General features: G+C 42.2%; 20 protein-coding genes. 15 read left to right on the top strand and 5 right to left on the bottom strand.

Translation table 11 applies throughout. From position 1 onward, the window contains the following. The first annotated feature begins 116 nt into the window (after positions 1–116). The 15 genes from AC13CC_RS10710 to AC13CC_RS10780 all read left to right on the top strand — a co-directional run bounded on the left by AC13CC_RS10710 (position 117) and on the right by AC13CC_RS10780 (position 14,978). Positions 117–806 carry a glycosyltransferase family 2 protein gene (locus AC13CC_RS10710; RefSeq protein WP_482876768.1) on the top strand — a complete coding sequence of 230 codons (690 nt, stop codon included), beginning with the start codon at positions 117–119 and terminating at the stop codon, positions 804–806. Beyond that, on the top strand, positions 806–2,290 hold the full coding sequence (locus AC13CC_RS10715) for a cellulose synthase family protein (protein WP_482876769.1): 1,485 nt from the start codon (positions 806–808) through the stop codon (positions 2,288–2,290). The genes AC13CC_RS10710 and AC13CC_RS10715 overlap by 1 nt, the downstream gene beginning before the upstream one ends. A gap of 9 nt (positions 2,291–2,299) precedes the next feature. Beyond that, a complete protein-coding gene (gene mptB, locus AC13CC_RS10720) occupies positions 2,300–3,652 on the top strand; it encodes a polyprenol phosphomannose-dependent alpha 1,6 mannosyltransferase MptB (RefSeq protein ID WP_482876770.1) in 1,353 nt (450 codons plus the stop codon). 220 nt (positions 3,653–3,872) lie between these two features. Further along, positions 3,873–4,487: a GNAT family N-acetyltransferase gene (locus AC13CC_RS10725; RefSeq protein WP_293165546.1), complete on the top strand. Its 615-nt coding sequence runs from the start codon at positions 3,873–3,875 to the stop codon at positions 4,485–4,487. A 79-nt stretch (positions 4,488–4,566) separates the two neighbouring features. Further along, entirely contained in the window at positions 4,567–5,754 is a 1,188-nt protein-coding gene (locus tag AC13CC_RS10730) for an argininosuccinate synthase (RefSeq protein ID WP_326277566.1), read from the top strand. Continuing rightward, on the top strand, positions 5,751–6,725 hold the full coding sequence (gene argC, locus AC13CC_RS10735) for an N-acetyl-gamma-glutamyl-phosphate reductase (RefSeq protein ID WP_326277565.1): 975 nt from the start codon (positions 5,751–5,753) through the stop codon (positions 6,723–6,725). The genes AC13CC_RS10730 and argC overlap by 4 nt, the downstream gene beginning before the upstream one ends. 79 nt (positions 6,726–6,804) lie before the next feature. Next, positions 6,805–7,599 (top strand): pyrroline-5-carboxylate reductase, encoded by a 795-nt coding sequence (gene proC / locus AC13CC_RS10740; RefSeq protein WP_482876771.1) that lies wholly within the window; start codon positions 6,805–6,807, stop codon positions 7,597–7,599. A 98-nt stretch (positions 7,600–7,697) separates the two neighbouring features. Continuing rightward, positions 7,698–8,825, top strand: a complete 1,128-nt coding sequence (locus AC13CC_RS10745) for an aspartate aminotransferase family protein (RefSeq protein ID WP_326277562.1) — start codon at positions 7,698–7,700, stop codon at positions 8,823–8,825. Then, complete coding sequence (locus AC13CC_RS10750) at positions 8,822–9,760, top strand: Rossmann-fold NAD(P)-binding domain-containing protein (protein WP_482876772.1); 939 nt, start codon at positions 8,822–8,824, stop codon at positions 9,758–9,760. The genes AC13CC_RS10745 and AC13CC_RS10750 overlap by 4 nt, the downstream gene beginning before the upstream one ends. Beyond that, positions 9,757–10,503, top strand: a complete 747-nt coding sequence (locus tag AC13CC_RS10755) for an SDR family NAD(P)-dependent oxidoreductase (RefSeq protein ID WP_326277559.1) — start codon at positions 9,757–9,759, stop codon at positions 10,501–10,503. The genes AC13CC_RS10750 and AC13CC_RS10755 overlap by 4 nt, the downstream gene beginning before the upstream one ends. A 1-nt stretch (position 10,504) precedes the next feature. Beyond that, entirely contained in the window at positions 10,505–11,284 is a 780-nt protein-coding gene (gene argB, locus AC13CC_RS10760; RefSeq protein WP_326277557.1) for an acetylglutamate kinase, read from the top strand. Continuing rightward, entirely contained in the window at positions 11,281–12,351 is a 1,071-nt protein-coding gene (locus tag AC13CC_RS10765) for a M20 family metallo-hydrolase (protein WP_482876773.1), read from the top strand. Before argB ends, AC13CC_RS10765 begins: the two co-directional genes overlap by 4 nt. 84 nt (positions 12,352–12,435) lie before the next feature. After that, positions 12,436–13,719 carry an argininosuccinate lyase gene (gene argH, locus AC13CC_RS10770; protein WP_482876774.1) on the top strand — a complete coding sequence of 428 codons (1,284 nt, stop codon included), beginning with the start codon at positions 12,436–12,438 and terminating at the stop codon, positions 13,717–13,719. Between the two features lie 257 nt (positions 13,720–13,976). Continuing rightward, the gene (locus AC13CC_RS10775) at positions 13,977–14,420 is read left to right on the top strand and encodes an Hsp20/alpha crystallin family protein (protein WP_482876775.1); all 444 of its coding nucleotides are present in this window, start codon (positions 13,977–13,979) and stop codon (positions 14,418–14,420) included. Between the two features lie 81 nt (positions 14,421–14,501). Further along, on the top strand, positions 14,502–14,978 hold the full coding sequence (locus tag AC13CC_RS10780; protein WP_482876776.1) for a hypothetical protein: 477 nt from the start codon (positions 14,502–14,504) through the stop codon (positions 14,976–14,978). Positions 14,979–15,241: 263 nt separating this feature from the next. Here the strand turns inward: AC13CC_RS10780 and AC13CC_RS10785 are convergent, their stop codons facing one another. The 5 genes from AC13CC_RS10785 to AC13CC_RS10805 form a co-directional block, all read right to left on the bottom strand. Further along, a complete protein-coding gene (locus AC13CC_RS10785; RefSeq protein WP_482878268.1) occupies positions 15,242–16,600 on the bottom strand; it encodes a transposase in 1,359 nt (452 codons plus the stop codon). A gap of 203 nt (positions 16,601–16,803) precedes the next feature. Further along, on the bottom strand, positions 16,804–18,261 hold the full coding sequence (locus AC13CC_RS10790; RefSeq protein WP_482875652.1) for a DUF389 domain-containing protein: 1,458 nt from the start codon (positions 18,259–18,261) through the stop codon (positions 16,804–16,806). Between the two features lie 3 nt (positions 18,262–18,264). After that, positions 18,265–19,344 (bottom strand): mannose-1-phosphate guanylyltransferase, encoded by a 1,080-nt coding sequence (locus AC13CC_RS10795; protein ID WP_326279134.1) that lies wholly within the window; start codon positions 19,342–19,344, stop codon positions 18,265–18,267. Between the two features lie 105 nt (positions 19,345–19,449). Further along, complete coding sequence (locus AC13CC_RS10800) at positions 19,450–20,049, bottom strand: SprT-like domain-containing protein (RefSeq protein WP_482875653.1); 600 nt, start codon at positions 20,047–20,049, stop codon at positions 19,450–19,452. Between the two features lie 48 nt (positions 20,050–20,097). Next, positions 20,098–20,775, bottom strand: coding sequence for an SDR family NAD(P)-dependent oxidoreductase (locus tag AC13CC_RS10805; protein WP_326279136.1), 678 nt, complete (start codon positions 20,773–20,775; stop codon positions 20,098–20,100). Positions 20,776–20,780: the final 5 nt, after the last annotated feature.

Consider the following 20,780-nt stretch of genomic DNA (forward strand, 5'->3'; position numbering starts at 1 on the left):
TTTTACTAGTTACAAAACAATTTCCTTTTTGTAGTCTTTTTAAACAATTCAAAGGAGAATCCAATGAAAATTTTAGTTTTGCCACTTAAATACTAACTAAAATTTATTCCCAGCCAATGGCGGATATCAAAGTCATTATCCCAGCAATCAATGAAGGAGATTCCATTGGTTTAGTAGTTTCAGAAATCCCCGATCACGTATCTGAAATTGTGGTTGTGGACAATGGTTCCCAGGACGATACCGTGGCAAATGCTAAAAAAGCGGGAGCAACCGTAATCACTGAAAACCGCAAGGGCTATGGGTTTGCCTGTTTAAAAGGATTAAATTATATATCCGAGCGATCCAAAACACCCCACATTATCGTATTTATCGACGGAGACTATTCAGATTATCCAGAGGAATTGGATAAGATTGTCGCCCCAATTTTGGAAAATGACATTGATTTTGTGGTCGGAGCGCGAAAAAAATCACTTCGTGAACCTGGTTCCATGACCCCACAGCAGGTTTTTGGGAACCAATTGGCCACATTCTTAATGCGATTGTTTTTCAGGTCAAAATTTACGGATTTAGGACCTTTTAGGGCGATAAAATATGAAAAGCTCAAAGAATTAAAAATGCAGGACACCACTTATGGCTGGACAGTGGAAATGCAATTGAAAATTTTACGAAAAAAAATGTCATATATCGAAGTACCAGTGCGTTACAAACGAAGAATTGGTGTATCAAAAGTATCAGGTACGGTAAAAGGTACTATATTTGCGGGCATAAAAATATTGGGTTGGATCTTTAAATACAGTTTAAAATAATGGGACTCGCTATCGCTTACATCATCATTGCTATTTATAGTTTCGCCTTACTTTTGATTTTCTTCTATAGTCTTGCTCAATTAAATCTTTTGGTCAATTATCTCGGCTATAAAAAGCGAAACGAAGAAGCCCCAAAATTCAACCTGCTCGACCCCAAGGAAATTCCATTCGTAACCATTCAACTTCCAATTTATAACGAGGAATATGTAATGGAACGTTTGTTGGACAACATCGCCAAAATAGAATATCCCAAGAGTAAATTGGAAATCCAGGTATTGGACGACTCCACCGATGATTCCGTCAATGAGACCGCCCGAAGGATCGAAGAGCTTCAAAAAGCGGGATTGGACATTCAACACATAAGACGGGAAAACAGACAAGGTTTTAAAGCAGGAGCCCTTAAAGAAGGACTGGAAATAGCCAAAGGTGATTTTATTGCCATTTTTGACGCAGACTTTCTTCCCGAGGCCGATTGGCTTAAAAAAACCGTTCCATATTTTAAGGATGAAGAAATCGGTGTGGTGCAGACCCGTTGGGGACACATCAATCGAGATTACTCTACCCTTACCCGTATCCAGGCCTTTGCTTTGGATGCCCACTTTACCCTAGAGCAAGTAGGAAGAAATTCGAAAGGACACTTCATCAACTTTAACGGCACCGCAGGTATTTGGAGAAAAGAGTGCATTTTTGATGCTGGTAACTGGGAAGGTGATACCCTTACCGAAGATTTGGATTTGAGCTACCGCGCCCAATTGAAAAACTGGAAGTTCAAGTATTTGGAAGACGTGGAAACGCCGGCCGAGCTTCCCGTGGTAATCAGTGCAGCGCGCTCTCAACAGTTCCGCTGGAACAAAGGTGGGGCCGAAAATTTTAGAAAAACGGTTTGGAGCGTCATTACGGCCAAAAACATACCCTTCAAAACCAAGTTCCATGGGGTAATGCACTTGTTGAACAGCTCCATGTTCCTTTGCGTGTTCCTCGTGGCTTTGCTGAGCATTCCCATGCTCTACATCAAAAATACCTACGGACATTTAGGTTGGGTATTTGAAGTAACCAGCTTCTTCATCCTAAGCACCATTATCTTGTTTGTCTGCTACTGGTTTACCTACAAGAGTATTCAGGGCAGTAGTTTTGATAATTTTGTGGACTATATTAAACTATTCTTTACTTTCTTCTCCGTGGCATTGGGCTTCTCATTGCACAATACCGTAGCTGTTTTGGAAGGACATTTGGGCAAGCGCAGCGAATTTGTAAGAACCCCAAAATTCAACATCAATAGTATTAAGGATACTTGGAAAGGCAATAAGTATTTGACCAACAAATTGTCGCCCAACATGATTTTGGAATTTGCCCTGATGATTTATTTCCTTTTTGGAATGTACAGCGCCATACCATTGAACGACTACGGATTGTTCCCTTTTCACTTGATGTTGTTCCTAGGTTTTGGTTTTGTATTCTTTAAATCCATAACTTCCAAGGCATAACCCACCACTATGCAATCTTATTGGCGACTGCACAGATACCCGATATTATTTGCTGTCACCTGTATTTTATTTTACTGGAGTTTCGCTTACAACTTGGTGCGTACCGACTTTGTCAAGTTGTTCATGCTCTTTGGAGCACTATTTTTTCTGTGTTACAAACTCATCCAATTCGAAAAATGGAACTTTAAGTTCCTCTTGGTCATAGGAATTCTGTTTCGGTTGGTGTTCCTGATTGCCGAGCCCAATCTTTCCCAAGACTTCTATCGTTTTATTTGGGATGGCGAACTCATCAAAAACGGTATCAATCCATACTTGTACACCCCCGACCAAATTATGGAGCAGGGTACGGTAATCTTTGCCACTATGAATGAGCTCCATGAAGGCATGAGCAATCTTAACGCAAGGCATTACAGCAACTATCCGCCAGTTAATCAATTTTTGTTTGCACTCGCATCAATTTTAGGGGGAGGAAGTGTGATGGGTTCCATGGTTGCCATGCGTTTGACAGTAATCGCAGCAGACTTGGGAGTACTTTATTTTGGAAGGAAGCTATTGCAAAACCTCAACAAGGCCAACCACATGGCGTTTTGGTATTTTTTGAATCCATTGGTCATTATAGAACTAACAGGTAACCTACATTTTGAAGGCGTAATGCTCTTCTTTTTTATGTGGGCCTTATACCTCATTTCAAAAAACAAGTGGTTGTGGGCCACACCCGTATACGCCATTTCCATAATGGTAAAATTGATGCCTATCCTCTTTTTGCCCCTCTTCATAAAATATTATGGATTTAAAAAGAGTGCCGTTTTTTATACACTGGTAATATTGGGGTGTGCCGCCTTGCTACTTCCCTTTTACACTCCTGTTTTTATCGATAATTATGCGGAAACAGTCGGTTTATGGTTCTCCAATTTTGAGTTTAACGCCAGCATGTACAATGTGGTAAAAAAGATTGCCGTTGCCTATTACAAAGCCAAACCTTGGGAACTTATCGATGCCTACGGCTCCATGCTTACAAAGGCCATCATTGTAATTGTGTTGTTGTTTGCTTTCTTAAGAAAAAACCAAAAACTGGAAAGTGTCATTACCTCCATGATGTTTGCCCTGGCCTGTTACTATTTCCTTTCCAGCACCGTTCATCCGTGGTACGTGGTGTTCTTGTTAGGCTTTGCCATCTTTACCGATTACAGGTTCCCTTTGGTGTGGTCCTGTACCATCATTTTGAGTTATTATGCCTATTCCAATCCCGACTACAAGGAGAATTTGTGGTTGTTGGCCGTTGAATACATCTTGGTAATTGGCTTTTTTATTTACGAAATGATAGGTGGCAGACCGAAAAAGTTATATTTCTTCAAAAAGTAACCACAACTTTAGTACAATTCGAATTAATTTGTACATTAGTCCCAGAATGAAAGGACAACTGTACATATTATCTACTTTGAGCATCACTGCTCCCATCAGTCCGTTTACTCCCCGTCGTCGTCGCCCGTAAGGGTGCAACATAACTATTGGAAATAGGTGAGTCCATTTCCGCAAAATCTCCAAATACATTTTTTAAATTTTTACAGAACAATCGCTTGCAATGGAAATTATTGTTGCTAACGAATCACATTTTAAATACGCACAGATTATCAGTGATACCATTACCGAATCGGCCAAGGTTCGAGGTACGGGTATCGCCAGACGTACACCCGAGTACATCATAAAACGACTCCAAAATGGCAATGCCATTATTGCTTTGGACGGGGATAAGTTTGCTGGTTTCTGCTACATTGAAGTCTGGGGAAACAAAGACTTTGTGGCCAATTCCGGATTGATTGTGCATCCAGATTATAGAAACCAAGGACTTGCCAAAAAAATCAAGAAAGCAGTCTTTGATCTATCACGAAAAAAATTTCCCGATGCCAAGATTTTTGGCATCACCACGGGACTGGCCGTAATGAAGATGAATTATGAGCTGGGCTACAAACCCGTTACCTTTTCCGAACTTACGGATGATCCCGAATTCTGGAAAGGCTGTCAGACCTGTAAGAATTTTGACATTCTCACACGTACCGATAGAAAGATGTGCCTGTGCACCGGCATGTTGCACGATCCAAAAGCACAAAAGCAAGAACCCGAAAAAATCAACAAAAAAGCTTTTAAAAGGCTCAAAAGCATAAAAGAAAGCCTTTTTCTTAAAAAGAAAGATAAATAAATTGTCAGGTCGAGCAGTAGGGAAAACAAATACATCTCGACTGCGCTCGATATGACAACAATATATAAAGAATCAAAAAATGGAAAAATTAGTTATAGCCTATAGTGGCGGATTGGATACCTCGTATTGTGCCAAATACCTCTCTCAGGAAGAGGGTTTTGAAGTGCATGCCGTAAGTGTGAACACAGGAGGCTTTAGCAAAGCTGAAATCGAAGAGATTGAGGGAAAAGCCCTTGCTTTGGGTGCTACCTCATACACCTCCATCGATGCCGTTTCCACATTTTATGACAAAGTGGTGAAATACCTCATCTTCGGAAACGTACTCAGAAACAATACTTACCCACTTTCCGTGAGTGCTGAACGAATTGTTCAGGCCATCGAAATAGTAAACCATGCCAAAAAAATTGGTGCCAAATACATCGCCCATGGAAGTACGGGAGCAGGTAATGACCAGGTTAGATTTGATATGATCTTTCAAATCCTGGCGCCTGAAATCCACATCATCACACCGATCAGGGATAAAAAATTGGCAAGGGAAGAAGAAATCAACTACCTGCAACAGAACGGTATCGATTACTCATGGGAAAAAGCCAAATATTCCGTAAACCGAGGCTTGTGGGGAACCTCCGTTGGAGGTGATGAAACCTTGACTTCGCATTTATCCTTGCCCGAGAGTGCCTACCCGAGCCAATTGGAGAAAGAATTGCCCAAAGAGTTGAAATTGACCTTTAAAAAAGGTGAGTTGGTGGCGCTGGATGGTAAAGAAGACACACCTGTGGCCAATATCGAAAAATTGTCCGCCATTGCCTCCAAATATGCCATTGGTAGGGATATCCATGTGGGTGATACCATTATCGGAATTAAAGGAAGGGTCGGTTTTGAAGCTGCTGCCCCATTGATTATTATAAAAGCACACCATTTGTTGGAAAAACACACCTTGAGCAAATGGCAACAATACCAAAAAGAGCAAATGGGCAATTTTTATGGTATGTTGTTGCACGAAGGAAACTATTTGGACGAGGTAATGCGAAACATAGAGGCCTTTTTGACCGATACCCAAAAACACGTTTCTGGTGAAGTATTCGTGACCTTGCATCCGTACCGATTTGAATTGAACGGAATTGCTTCCAAACACGATTTAATGAATGCCTCCTTTGGAAGCTATGGGGAAATGAACAAAGGTTGGACCGCCGATGAAGCCAAAGGTTTTATCAAAATTTTGTCCAACTCAGGGAAAATCGCAAACCACGTAAACCAAGATTCATGATCAAGGTAGGAATCATAGGAGGTTCTGGGTACACCGGCGGGGAATTAATCAGGCTTTTGCTAAATCACCCCCAAACAGAAATCGATTTTGTGTTCAGCACCACGCGAGCAGGAAAGCCCATCACTTCCGCCCATCAAGATTTGTTGGGACAGACGGAATTGAAGTTTTCAGGTGAGGTAAATCCAGAAGTGGATGTTGTTTTTCTTTGTTTGGGACACGGTAATTCAACCTCGTTTTTGAACGAGAACAAGTTTTCAGAAACAACAAAAATCATAGATCTCAGCAATGATTTCAGATTACAAGCCGATGCTATTTTTAATGGTCAACGATTTATTTATGGACTTCCCGAATTGAACAAGTCTGCCATTCAATCCGCAGAGGCCATTGCCAATCCCGGTTGCTTTGCCACTGCGATTCAATTGGCGCTGTTGCCTTTGGCAAAAGCAGGTTTGTTGAACGATGATGTTCATATCAATGCCGTAACAGGAAGCACCGGAGCAGGTGTTGGACTGTCCGCTACTTCGCATTTTAGCTGGAGAAACAACAACGTTTCTTGGTACAAACCTTTCACACACCAACATTTGGGAGAAATCGGTGAGAGTCTAGCTTCTTTTGGTAATTCGATAGGGGAAATATTTTTTCTCCCCAACCGAGGGAACTTTACCAGAGGAATTTTAGCAACAGCCTACACCAAGTATAGTGGCACTTTGGAAGAAGCTCAGCGGTTGTACAACGATTTTTATAAAGATGCTGCTTTCACCCATATTTCTGACGAAGAATTGCACCTAAAACAAGTAGTGAACACCAACCAGTGCCACATCCATTTGCACAAGCATGATGATCTGCTTTTGATTACATCTGCCATTGATAATTTAATAAAGGGCGCATCGGGGCAGGCAGTACAGAATATGAACCTAATGTTCGGTTTCCCTGAAACTGAAGGTTTGTTATTAAAAGCAGGAGTATTTTAAATAGGTGCCCTGAGCGTAGTCGAAGGGCTTAAATAAAATTAGATTTCCGCCTACACGGAAATGATAAAGAAAGATAATTATGAAAATAGCCATCATAGGAGCAGGTAACTTGGGACTGGCCATTGCAAAAGGAATTTTGCATAGTAATGGAGCCACTACCATGTACCTGACCAAACGGAACACCAAATCCATTCAGGATTTTGAAAAATATGGAAATGTAACCGTTACTTCTGATAACCAAGAAGCCGTCAAAAATTCGGACATCCTTGTTTTTGCCGTGCAACCGGGGCATTTTGCATCCATTTTGGAAGAAACCAAAAACCTGCTCACCGAAAAGCATGTGGTGATCAGTACCATTACGGGTTTCAGCATTTCAAAAATTGAGGAAGTCATCGGTACAGATAAATATATTATCCGAAGTATGCCCAATACAGCCATTTCGGTGGGTAAATCCATGACGTGCATCTGTAGCAATGGACCAGGCAAAAAACGTGTGGATTTGGCCAAGGCCATTTTTAACCGCATGGGCCACACCATGGAAATTCCAGAAGAGCAAATGCAAGCTGCAACGGTTATCTGTGCTAGTGGAATCGCGTTTTGGATGCGATTGATACGAGCAACGACACAAGGAGCCATTCAATTAGGTTTTGATGCCAAGGAAGCCCAAGAACTGGCTATGCATACTTGTAATGGTGCCGCAAGTTTATTAATCGAATCTGGCAGTCATCCCGAAGAGGAAATTGATCGGGTGACCACACCAAAAGGATGTACCATTGAGGGTTTGAACGAGATGGAACACCAAGGATTAAGTTCATCTTTGATCAGGGGAATTGTTTCCTCATTTGAAAAAATAAGCCAAATCAGAAAAGGATAAAAATGTCAGGTCGAACTGTCACATCGAACGGAATCGAAGGACAATTGAGAACGATTTGATACGATTCCCACCTTCGTGGGAAGGATAAAAGAAAAAATATGAAACTATTCGACGTATATCCACTTTACGATGTTACCCCAGTAAAGGCCAAGGGTATTGAGGTCTGGGACGACAAAGGGGAAAAATATCTGGATTTTTATGGTGGACATGCCGTAATTTCCATTGGCCATACCCATCCGCACTATGTGAAGCGAATTAAGGAACAATTGGATAAGATGGCGTTTTACAGCAATTCCGTCCAAAATCCGCTGCAAACAGCCTTGGCCCAAAAATTGGGCAAAATGTCCGGATGCGAAGATTACGACCTTTTTATGTGCAATTCAGGAGCGGAAGCCAATGAAAACGCTCTGAAACTGGCCTCGTTCCACACGGGAAAGGCCAAAATCATAGCATTTACCAATAGTTTTCACGGGAGAACATCTGCTGCGGTCGCTGCCACGGACAACCCGAGCATAAATGCCCCCATCAACAAGCAACAAGAGGTTACTTTTTTGGCATTGAACGATTTTAATGCTTTTGAAAAGGCCATCAAAAGCGATGATTATTGCGCCGTTATCTTGGAAGCCATCCAAGGTGTGGGCGGATTGGATGAACCTACCACGGAATTCTTCCAGTTTATCTCCAAAAAATGCAAGGAAAATAATGTTGTTCTTATTGCAGATGAAGTACAATCAGGCTACGGACGAAGCGGTAAATTCTTTGCTTTTCAACATCACGGCATTCAACCCGGCATTATTTCCATAGCCAAAGGTATGGGGAACGGCTTTCCTGTTGGCGGTATCTTGATTCATGAATCTTTTAAACCATCGTATGGCCTTTTGGGCACCACCTTTGGTGGCAACCATTTGGCCTGTGCGGCATCTCTGGCAGTTTTGGAGGTTTTGGAAGATGAAAACCTGATAAAAAACGCTGCTGAACTTGGCTCCTATTTCAAGGAAAAAGCTGCGGAAGTACCGGAAATCAAAAATATAAAAGGAAAAGGGTTGATGATTGGACTGGAGTTCGATTTTGAAGTTGCCGCCCTACGTAAAAAAATGATCGTGGAGCAGCATATGTTCACCGGCAGTGCCAAAAACAAGCATTTGTTGCGGTTCTTACCGGCCCTGAACATCACAAAAAGTAATATAGACCTATTCTTTGAAGCCCTCAAAAAAGCATTGAAATGAAGCATTATCTAACAGTTGACGATATAGCATCCCTACCCGATTGGGTGGACCAAGCAATCAACCTAAAAAAAGACCCGTATCAGTTTGAAGATTTGGGCAAAAGGAAAACCATCTGCTTGTTGTTTTTCAACAATAGTCTCAGAACACGTTTGAGCACACAAAAAGCGGCCATGAGCCTTGGCATGGAAGTAATGATCATGAATTTTGGAAACGAAGGTTGGGCGCTGGAATACGGGGATGGCACTGTAATGGACCAAGGCACTTCGGAACACATTAAGGAAGCTGCGCAAGTGGTTTCCCAATATTCAGATATTGTTGCCATTAGAGCGTTTGCAGGATTAAAGGATAAGGAGAAAGATGAGGCCGAAGAAGTCATCAACGGATTTTCCAAGTATGCTTCGATTCCCGTGGTAAATATGGAAAGTTCGGTGGGTCACCCGCTTCAGGCTTTGGCAGATGCCATCACTTTGAAGGAGAATGAAGCCAAAAAGAGATCCAAAGTCGTGCTTTCTTGGGCTCCGCACCCAAAAGCGTTGCCACATGCTGTTGCCAATTCATTTATTCAGATGATGAAGAAGCAGGGTGCTGATTTTGTGATTACCCATCCAAAAGGGTATGAACTCAATCCAGAGATAACCAAGGGTTGTACAATTGAGTATAATCAAGATGAAGCGTTGAAAGATGCCGATTTCGTCTACGTAAAAAATTGGAGCAGTTATTCGGATTATGGAAAAGTGTTGAGTACCGATAAAAATTGGACCATCACCAAAGAGAAACTAGGCAATGCCAAATTTATGCACTGCCTCCCGGTAAGAAGAAATATGATTGTGGACGATGCTGTTTTGGACAGTGGGCAATCTTTGGTGGTGGAGCAAGCCAAAAACAGGGTTTTCTCAGCTCAAATTGTATTAAAGAAAATATTGGAAGACATATGAAACTAAAGGGCAAGGTTTGTATAGTTACCGGAGCAACAAGTGGAATGGGGAAATCCATTGCCAAAGGACTTTCTGCCGAAGGAGCTAGCTTGGTACTTTCTGGTAGAAACCAAGAAAGGGGAAAGGCTTTGGAAGAAGAATTGGACAATGCCGTATTTCTGGCAGGCGACATTACGGACCCATCCTATAACAAAAAATTGGTGGAAACGGCTCTGGAGGCCTACGGAAAACTGGATATTCTATTATTGAACGCTGGTATTCTCGGATTAGGGAATGTTCAAGAGTTGTCCATAGAATCTTGGCAAAAAACCATCAACACCAATTTAAGCTCCATATTTTATCTTTGTAAATACGCCCTACCACACTTACAGAAACAACCGCAAGGCAATATTTTGATCAATGCATCAATAGCAGCATTTAAAAGTTTTCCAAATCACCCGGCGTATTGTGCATCAAAAGCGGCATCTGTTGCCCTAATGAAGCAAATGGCGGTTGATTATGCGCCAAAAATTAGAGTGAATGCCATTTGTCCCGGCCCAGTGGACACTCCCTTATTATGGGAATCCGCCAAGGCATTTGAACAACCAGAAACTGCTGTGGAAAATGCGAAAAGGACTACATTGTTAAAAAGATTGGGCACGCCTGAAGATATTACTAAACTTGTACTTTTTTTAGTATCCGATGACAGTTCATGGATTACGGGAACTACAGTTACCATAGATGGAGGGATTATAAATACATAGCATGAAACAAAAATTATCCGTAGTTAAAATAGGCGGAAACCTTATAGAAGATGCCGAAGGGTTCAAGCACGTATTAGAGCTTTTCTCTAAAATGAACGAAAATAAGATTTTAGTTCACGGAGGCGGAAAAAAAGCCACAGAATTGGCAAATCAATTGGGTGTGGAATCCAAAATGGTGAATGGGAGAAGGATTACCAATGCCGAAACCCTGGACATTGCCCTAATGGTGTACGGGGGGTTGGTAAGCAAAAAAATAGTGGCCAAATTACAGGCATTGGGTACCGATGCCATTGGAATGAGCGGAGCCGATGCGAATGCTATCAAAGCCCATAAAAGGCCTAAAAAGAATGTTGATTTTGGTTATGTGGGCGATGTGGATATGGTAAACACCTACGGTATCTTTAAATTGCTTCAGGCTGGTTTCACCCCTATTTTTTGTGCACTTACCCACGATGGCAAGGGACAAATGTTGAACACCAATGCCGACACCATTGCCGCCGAACTTGCCATTGCCATGTCCGACCAATTTGAAACAACACTTTATTATTGCTTCGATAAAAAAGGTGTGCTCCAAGATGTTGAAGATGAAAACTCCGTAATTCAGCACATAGATTCCAAAGGCTATGATGAACTTTTGGCTTATGGAATCATTGCGGACGGAATGCTCCCCAAAATGCACAACTGTTTTTATGCCTTGCGCAACCATGTTGCCAAAGTTTGCGTAGGAAACACCAATATGCTGGAGGCAAACAACTCAGACTATACCACATTGACCTTATGAAAATAACCCAGGACATATTAACGGAAAAAGCCATTGAACTGCTGGAAAAACTCATAAGCATACCCTCTTTTTCAGGTGAGGAAGAGAAAACAGGTGATGCCATTGAAGCCTTTCTGCAAAGTTTTGGCGTAAAAACCCAAAGGCAGCACAACAACATTTATGCTTTCAACAAATATTTTGATGAGAGCAAACCCACCTTGTTACTAAATTCGCACCACGACACGGTAAAGCCGAACAGCGCCTATACCAAAGACCCTTTTGATGCTCATATCGAGGACGGTAAACTGTACGGACTTGGCAGTAACGATGCCGGGGGATGTTTGGTGTCTCTACTGGCCACTTTTGTTCATTTTTATGAGAAAGAGGGTCTAAATCATAACATAATTATGGCCGCTACGGGCGAGGAAGAGGATGCCGGGGAAAAAAGTATTAGAGCATTGCTCCCTATCCTTCCAAAAATAGATGTGGCCATCGTGGGCGAACCTACGCTCATGGATTTGGCCATAGCCGAAAAAGGACTGGTGGTTTTTGATGCTGTTGTGGAAGGAACGCCATCCCATGCGGCACATCCCAACGACAACAATGCCATTTACAATACAATTGAGGTGCTGCAATGGCTCAAAAATTATTCCTTTGATAAGGTTTCCGATGCGCTGGGGGAGGTAAAATTGACCACTACCCAAATCAATGCCGGGAACCAACACAATGTGGTGCCTGGCCATGTAGACCTGGTGATCGATGTTCGCGTGAACGATTGTTACAGCAATCAGGAAATTGCTGATATTCTTCAAAAAGAAGCACCGTGCAAAATGATTCCTCGTTCTTTACGGTTGAATTCATCTTGCATAAATCCCGACCATGATTTGGTGAAAAGCGGATTGGCTTTGGGGCGTAAAACCTATGGTTCCCCTACCTTGTCCGACCAAGCTGCACTGACATGTCAATCGGTAAAATTAGGCCCTGGTGATAGCACACGCTCCCATTCGGCCAACGAATTTATATTCGTCAACGAAATTGAAGAAGGGATAGATATTTACATTAAAACCCTAACGGGATTTTTGCAATAACCTGTCAGTTCGAGTGCAGTCGAAGGGCAATAGATATCGAAAGTATAAGATTCCCGCCTTCGCGGGAATGAAAAAGGAAAAACTATGAAACTCTGGGACAAAGGATTCAGTACCGATAAAAAGATAGACCATTTTACCGTAGGCAATGATCGTGAGCTCGATTTGGTATTGGCCAAATATGATGTGATCGCCTCCAAGGCGCACGCTAAAATGCTGGGCAAGGTCGGCCTGATTTCCGAAGAGGAAGCCAAGGATTTGACCAAAGCATTGGATGGCATTGCCAAGGACATCCAAAAAGGAAAGTTCGCCATTGAGGATGATTTTGAGGACATGCACTCCAAAATCGAGTTTATGTTGACCGAAAAATTGGGTGATACCGGTAAAAAAATCCATTCTGCACGCTCCCGTAACGATCAAGTTTTGGTAGCCATGCAGTTATATCTTAAAGATGAGCTTACCGAAATCAAAAATCAGGTAAAGGCTCTTTTTGACTTGTTGATGAATCTTGCGGACAAACACAAAAATGTCTTGCTGCCCGGGTACACGCATCTCCAGATCGCCATGCCGTCCTCTTTTGGGCTTTGGTTTTCTGCTTATGCCGAAAGTTTGGTGGATGATTTGTACTTTGTACAGGCCGCTCATAAAGTTGCCGACCAAAATCCTCTGGGAAGTGCTGCGGGTTACGGCAGCTCGTTTCCTATTGATAGGAGTTTCTCCACTGCCGAAATGGGATTTGCCACCCAAAAGTACAATGTGGTGGCCGCCCAAATGGGCCGTGGTAAAGTGGAAAAAGCGACGGCTTTCGGGATTTCGAGCGTAGCGGCTACCCTATCCAAAATGGCGATGGACATTTGCCTGTACATGAGCCAGAATTTTGATTTTATCTCCTTCCCCAATGAACTCACCACGGGAAGCAGCATTATGCCGCACAAGAAAAACCCGGATGTGTTTGAATTGATCAGGGGCAAGTGCAATAAAATTCAAGCGGTGCCCAACCAACTCATTTTAATAATGAACAATTTGCCCAGCGGATACCACAGGGACCTTCAATTGGTGAAGGAGGTCATTGTTCCTGCGATGCAGGATATGCATGCTTGTTTGGAGATGATGACTTTTAGCCTAAAGGAAATCAAGGTAAACAAAGCTATTTTGGACGACCCCAAATATGATTACCTCTTTAGTGTGGACACCTTGAACGAACTTGTAAAAAGTGGCATGCCTTTCCGCGATGCCTATAAAACTATGGGCAAGGCCATAGAAAATGGCAATTTTAAACCGAAACGCGACATTGACCATACCCACGAGGGCAGCTTGGGCAATTTATGTCTGGAGCAGATAAAGGAGAAGATGAATGCTCTGTTCTCTTAAAAAAGCTACCTACCATATTTAAACCTGACAACATATCATACTTGATCTCACAGGTTCTCCTTTACTAAAATGTCATTTTGACATTTTTCTGAAAAAATTTAACATTCTGAAAACCTGAATATTAAAAAAATATAAAGAATGCAGCACTGCTGAATTTGGCATTTGATTTGAATGCTTTCATGTGAACTATTTGAATTATTGTCTAACTTTAAAATTTAGCAGTTATGAGTAATTTAGTTGCAACAAAAAATGGAAGTATGGCAAAATCTAATTCGAATGGGCCAATCTTCCCCATGTGGTCTTCTTGGATTGATGAATTGTTCAACAAGGAGTTGCCAACCGTACTTACCTCCAACTTTAACACGGGAATCACACTTCCCAAAGTAAACATTAAGGAAACCAAAGATTCCTACTATGTGGAAATGGCCGTTCCCGGGTTGAAAAAATCCGATTTTACGGTGGACTTGGACAATAAAATTTTGTCCATTACCGCTGATTCCAAAACAGAAAACCAAGAAAACGAGGACAATCTCATTCGAAGGGAGTTTGGGTATTCATCATTCAAGCGGTCTTTTACGTTGCCAGAAACGGTAAACGAAGACAAGATAAAAGCCGAGTATAAAAATGGTGTTTTGAGCATCCATTTGCCGAAGCTGGAAGAAGCCATTCAAAAACCGGCGCGCACCATCAAAATTGCATAAAATTGTTTGGGGAGAGACCGAAATCGGTCTCTCTTTCAACACAATGTTTTCACTTGTTTTGTTTAACCAAAATTTGATCCCATGAAAAAATTCGTTGCAGTTTTTTTGCTTTCATTGTTTGGTCTTGGCTGCAATGGTCAGGAAAACACAACTGGGAAAGTTGAGGAAAATCAAAATATGACAGAGCAGCCCAGAGGAAATTGGGAAGTTAAAAAGGAATTTGACAAAGAAGGCAATTTGATTCGTTATGATTCGATTTACTCGTGGTCCTCATCGGATTACAAGAACAGATTGGGTGATTTGAACAGGGATAGTTTGTTTTCATCATATAAATCCAAGTTCTCCAAGCATTTTTCATATTTCAATCAAAATGACTTCAATAATTTTTTTGAAGACGATTCTATTTTTGCCAAACATTTTTTTGAGGAAGACTTTTTTGAAAGTCCTTTGGGCAAAGACTTTATCAATTTAGACTTATTACACAAACGCATGGAGGAAATGCATAAAAGATTTATGGGACAATATGTGCCCGAACACAAAGAGGAAGAAAACCAATAAATATAACCCTGCTCATCCAAAAAAAATGCCTCTGTACAAGGTGCAGGGGTATTTTGTTTTTTGATGAAAAAGGGACATTCAGGAGTAAGCCTGTTTTTTCATGAACATTAAACTAAATGCCACTGAACCATATTGGTTTTAGTGGCATTTTTCATTTATATGTTGTGCTCTTGATGCTTTTGAACGAAGATGCGTCCGTTTTCAAGGATTTTGTTGACAATGGGGCATAGGATCCCCTGGGGCATCTTGCCGCCTTACATCCCTTAGGCCGCTTTTTGCAGTGCTTCCCTGGCCATGCGCCTGCCAATTTCCAGGGCATTGGCAGTATGGATGCCAAAGAAGATCCAGAGGGTCTCGGTGGCCTTGGTACGGGCCTTGATCTTTTTCAGGTGGTAGTGTTCTTTCTCCTTGCCAAAGCTGCCCTCCAGGCGGCTGGCTCTTTCCTTGGTGATGGCACTTGCCAGTTGCCTGCGCTGTTTTTCGTGTTTGCCGGCCCTTCCCTTGCGCTTGAAGTCGGTGTGGATGTTATAGCGGGTGGTGAAGGTGCGGTTCTTGTTGGTGGCATAGATGGCATCGGCCCCGGCCAATCGGGTCTTGACCTTGGTCAGGCGTTGGGCCTTAAATATAGTATCCTGGAAGCGATTGCCCTCATGGAAGGCCTCGAAGCTCAGGTGCTCGATAAAACCAATGCCGTCGATCTGGAACTTGTTGACCTTGGCCCCGAACTCTACGGCTTTGGTTTCCTTGCCCCGTACGATGGGCCGGATATAGTCTTTGTCCAGGCTCACGATACGGGCCTTGGGTTTTATGCCTCTGTAAAAGTATGCGTGTTGCTGGCCATAGATCTTTTTGGCCGTGGCCCTTCGCCGGTACTGGTCTTTGGTCATTACTATCCCGTATTGGGCTTCCAGGCGGTCAAGTTCATCGCTAAACTTTTTCAGCAATAGCAACAGGCTACGGGTCAGGGCCCTTTTCTTCTTTTTGGTCTTCCTTCTCATTTTACTGTAAGAGACATAGCGCTTTTGCCATTTCAGATACTTGCTGCGGGGCACAGGCACCCTTACCTCTTTGCAGAGATGTCCCATAAGGTTATGGAGCCACTCCACGCTCTCCCATAACAGCTTGATGTTGGTGGGATAGCGCAGATAACTCTCATAACAAGTGGCATCCATCACCAAAGAGTGCTTGTCCGCGATGTGGGGCGACCAATGTTTGTAAAAAACCTCTTGTACCTTATCCAGGTCCAGTTTCTTGGCCAGCTCGCAGCGGATCTCGCTGATGGCCTTAAAGTTGGTAAGGCGGTCCCGGCCCAGATAGATGTCACAGAAAAACTGCCATTCCAGGTTCCCGTTCAGATGTTCCATTAAGCTACGGTCGGAATCCCCCGAATAGTGTTTCAAGAACATCAGGGCCAGTTTGCCCTTCGGGGAAAAAATGCAGGCAGGGCCCTTTTTGGATTCCTTGAGCCCAAAGGATCTCACCAGGTCATCCCAGGGAACCCCCCGATAGATCTTCCCCAGATCGCTCCTAAGGAAGCGATCGTAGAAGATGTCAAATTGTTCTGTTTGGGAAGAAAAAGAAAAGGTGTGCTGAAAATCGGATATTCTTCGTAATTTGTGCATAATTGAAGATTAAAAAAACCCCGTTTTTCGAGCTGAAGACTCATTTTCGGGGTTTTGTCATACCTAAATATACGAATTAATTATCTGATAATCAAATAATTACACTACTTCTGAACGTGCCCAATTTTCAAAAATAAAAGATAGGAGTTATTGCTGACTGCCTACTGCAAACTGCCCACCGACTTCCGACTTATAAATAAAAACTACTCCACATCCTTAATTACAAGGGTTGTGTCTTGAAGCCTCAATTTTAACCAAGCAAGCATTTTTTTGGTATCCGTCTCTATTTGTCCGGAACTTACCCCATTTTTCCAATCCACCTCAAAAACCGGAACTGTGTCCATTTTTTTAAAATCGGTACGCACTTGATAGGAAAAACCAAGTGTTTCAATATTTTCGTAATTAGCTTTGGCCTCTGCACTAATGTCTCGAAAAGGCACCTGTTTTCCTATATTTTTGGTCAAAGTAGTCAATTCTTCTTCGAGCATTCGGATTTGCTCATCCTTGTTCAACAATTCGGCCTTGTTCTTCTCGTACAACTCACTTACGTAGTTGAACTTTTCCTCTGAATCATCTTGCCCTCCCTGAATTATATGTAGCTCGGCATTTTTAAGTCGGTTATATTCATTTTTTTGGGTTCGCCATGTATTCACCACATTTTCAGGAACCGATTCATCGCCCATGAACACAACTTCTATCATTGATGTTCCATCATCCACATATTCCAATTTGGTAAGGTTATCCACATATCTTCCAGCACCCTCAAACTGGTACACTTCCACGGTATCTTGTAAAAAACTTTGTGCCTGCTTCATAAAAAGTGATTCTTGGAATACCTTATAAAAGGTAAATCCAGCAGGTATCATCACCAAAATTCCTGTAATGGAGGCCAAACGGGCAATTAATCTTCTGCGCTGCGAGTTGGCGTAGCGCACCATGGGAAACCGCAAAAACTTGATGACCAAAAAAGTGGCCAGACCAATAAAAATGGTATTGATAGTAAATAAGTACATGGCCCCCGCCGCATACCAGGGTTTACCAATGGCCAGACCAAAACCTACAGTACAAAGAGGCGGCATCAAAGCTGTTGCAATGGCCACACCAAATATAACACTGGCAATGGTGCCTTTTTTGGCCCGTGCAATCACAAGGGCAAGTCCACCAAAAAATGCAATCAGCACATCCCGAATATCTGGCTTGGTCCGTGCCAAAAGTTCGGACGATTCATCACGAAGCGGAAAAAGATAGAAGAACAAAAAAGCAGTGATGACACTCAAAACCACCATAACGGCAAAATTTTTGAGCGATCGTCGCAACGTATCTATATCATTTATGGCCAAGGACATCCCCATTCCCAAAATAGGGCCCATTAACGGGGAAATTAACATGGCTCCGATCACCACAGCGGTCGAGTTGGCATTCAACCCAACGGAAGCAATAAAAATGGAACATATCAAAATCCAAGAGGTATGCCCCTTGAAAGGAATATCGGCAATAATGGATTCTTTGGTAGCGCCTGGATCGGTATTGGAACGAATTTCCAACAAATCCGAAAGAAACTTCCGCATACTGCCCAAAAGTCCCTTAAGGTCCTTTTTTACTTCATCTCCGCTGTCCTGAGGTGGAGATGTTTCCTTATCTTTATTTTGATCTTCACTCATCTATTATGCAAACTGGTCCCCAAATTTATCTTTTACTTGGTTCAATACTTTTTTAATATCCTGTTGTTTGTTCTTGGGATAAATCAAAAGCACCTCTTCTTTATCCACAATAATATAATCTTCCAGACCATCCACCACTACAATTTTTCCTTTTGGTGAACGAATCATATTGCCTTTGGCATTTTCCAAGAGCACTTTGGCATTGACCACGGCGTTTTCCTCTCCGTCCTTGTCCAATTTATCGTACAGTGCTCCCCAAGTACCTAAATCGTTCCAATCAAAAGTTGCGGGCAAGGTGTAGATGGATTTGGATTGTTCCAATATAGCATAATCAATGGATATGTTTTCTGCCTTGGCATAATTTTCTTGGATAAAAGCTCTTTCATCTTCGGTATTATAATTGGAAATACCTTTGCCAAACAATTCATATTGACTTGGCTGATATTTTTTGAAAGCTTCAACAATGGTTTCCACGCTCCACATAAAAATACCCGCGTTCCAAAGAAAGTTGCCTTGTGCCAAAAATTTCTTTGCGGTCTCGTAATCTGGTTTTTCCCTAAACTGGGACACCTTTTTAAGGTTCTCGTCACTCCCTTTTTCAAATTCTATATAACCAAATCCAGTATTTGGAAATGTTGGCTTTATGCCCAAGGTGCAAAGTGCATTTTCCTTTTCACATTTATCAAAACAGCTTATTACATCCTTTTCAAAAGCGGTTTCATCTTCTATCCAGTGATCACTGGGTGCCACGATCATTACCGCATTGGGGTTCATTTTTTGAATCTTTAAGGAGGCATACAAAATACAGGGTGCCGTGTTGCGCATGGCAGGTTCCAAAACAACTTGGTTCTGCTTTACCTTTGGTAATTGCTCCAAAACCAAATCATTGTAACGTTCATTGGTCAAGATCAAAATGTTTTCGGTGGGGATAAACTTGTTTAAGCGATCAAATGTTTTTTGAATCAAGGTTTTGCCCGTCCCCAACATATCATGAAACTGTTTGGGGTTTGATGATGTACTCACAGGCCAAAATCGGGAACCAACGCCCCCTGCCATTAAAACTGCATAATAATTCTTGTTCATTATTTTATTTTCTGTCATTCCTGCGAACGCAGGAATCTATTCTGTTTTTTTACTAATGATTGTTAAGGCAACTTGCCACCTCTCGACTGCGCTCGAGATGACCAACTATTTTACCAATTCAACTTCCGCATTAGGTTGGAACAAATATAATCTCCCGGTGGACAACTCCACGCATTCGTACCGTTTTACTTTTTTGTTTCCTTTTTTGAACAGTCTACCGTTGTACAACCTAAAAATACTGCCTTTAGTCAATTCGTACACGTAACTGTGTTGCCTTTCTTCCACATCAAAAGCTTTTAGCGCTATGGACAATCTGGCATCGGTACTACTACTTGCCTTTGGGTTTTTAAAATGGTTTGCAATAATGGGCAACAATTGCGAGGGAAACACTTCTGGTTTAATAAAGGGCACCATTAAGTGCTGAAAGGTGCGTTTCCATTCCACACCATGCGGTTTTATTCGACGCCCGTATGTTTCAAAGGCCACCAAATGTGCAATTTCGTGAACAAGTGTAATTAAGAATCTGTATTTATTGAGCGAGGCATTGACCGTAATCTGGTGCAATCCGTTGGGCAACCTACGATAGTCGCCATGCCGAGTGACCCTGTGGCTTACAATCTTTAAATGCACCCCATGGGTCTTGATGAGCTCAAAACAGGGGGCTACGGCAAGCTCTGGAAGGTATTTTTGAAGGGTATTGTTCACTGGGATAAAGTTACAAGTTTATCCATAGACTTTCACCCCAAATTAAAACTAAGGCGTACTATTACTAACCTGCAACAACTTTCCATTATAGAGTTTCTGTCCGGTCAAGGCAAAATCCTTGATGTATGTAGCCATTTCCAATGCGGTTACAGGGGCTTTGTACCCAGGGAACGCCTCCTCTAGCATTTCAGTTTGTACTGCACCCAATGCCAGCACATTAAAACTTGGACCAGTTTCTTTATGTTCTTCGGCCAAGAGTTCGGTAAGGGTAATAACAGCTCCTTTACTGGAACTATAGGCGGACAATCCGGGAAATTTCATACTGCCTTGCACCCCACCCATGGAACTTACGGTCACCACATGTCCTTCCTTGCCCATCATGGGCAGTACGGCCTTGGTAATTTCGGCTACACCGAATACATTTACTTTGTAAACATTTTCAAACTCTTCCGATGTAGTTTCGGAAAAAGGTTTGTTCAGCAATCGTCCAGCATTGTTGATGAGCACATCCACTACATGCCATTGCCCCAAAAAATCGTTCATTTTTTCAAAGTCGGCCGGGTTGCCCAAATCAAAAGGAATGGAATGCACATTGGGCAAATTGAGATTTTTTACAGGCATGTCATTCCTTGATAAGGCCAAAACCTGATGCCCTTCCCTGGCAAAAAGCTTGACCAGTTCGAAACCGATTCCCCTACTTGTTCCTGTAATTATAATGTTTGCCATAATGT

Source organism: Flagellimonas sp. L-11, from assembly GCF_056857735.1.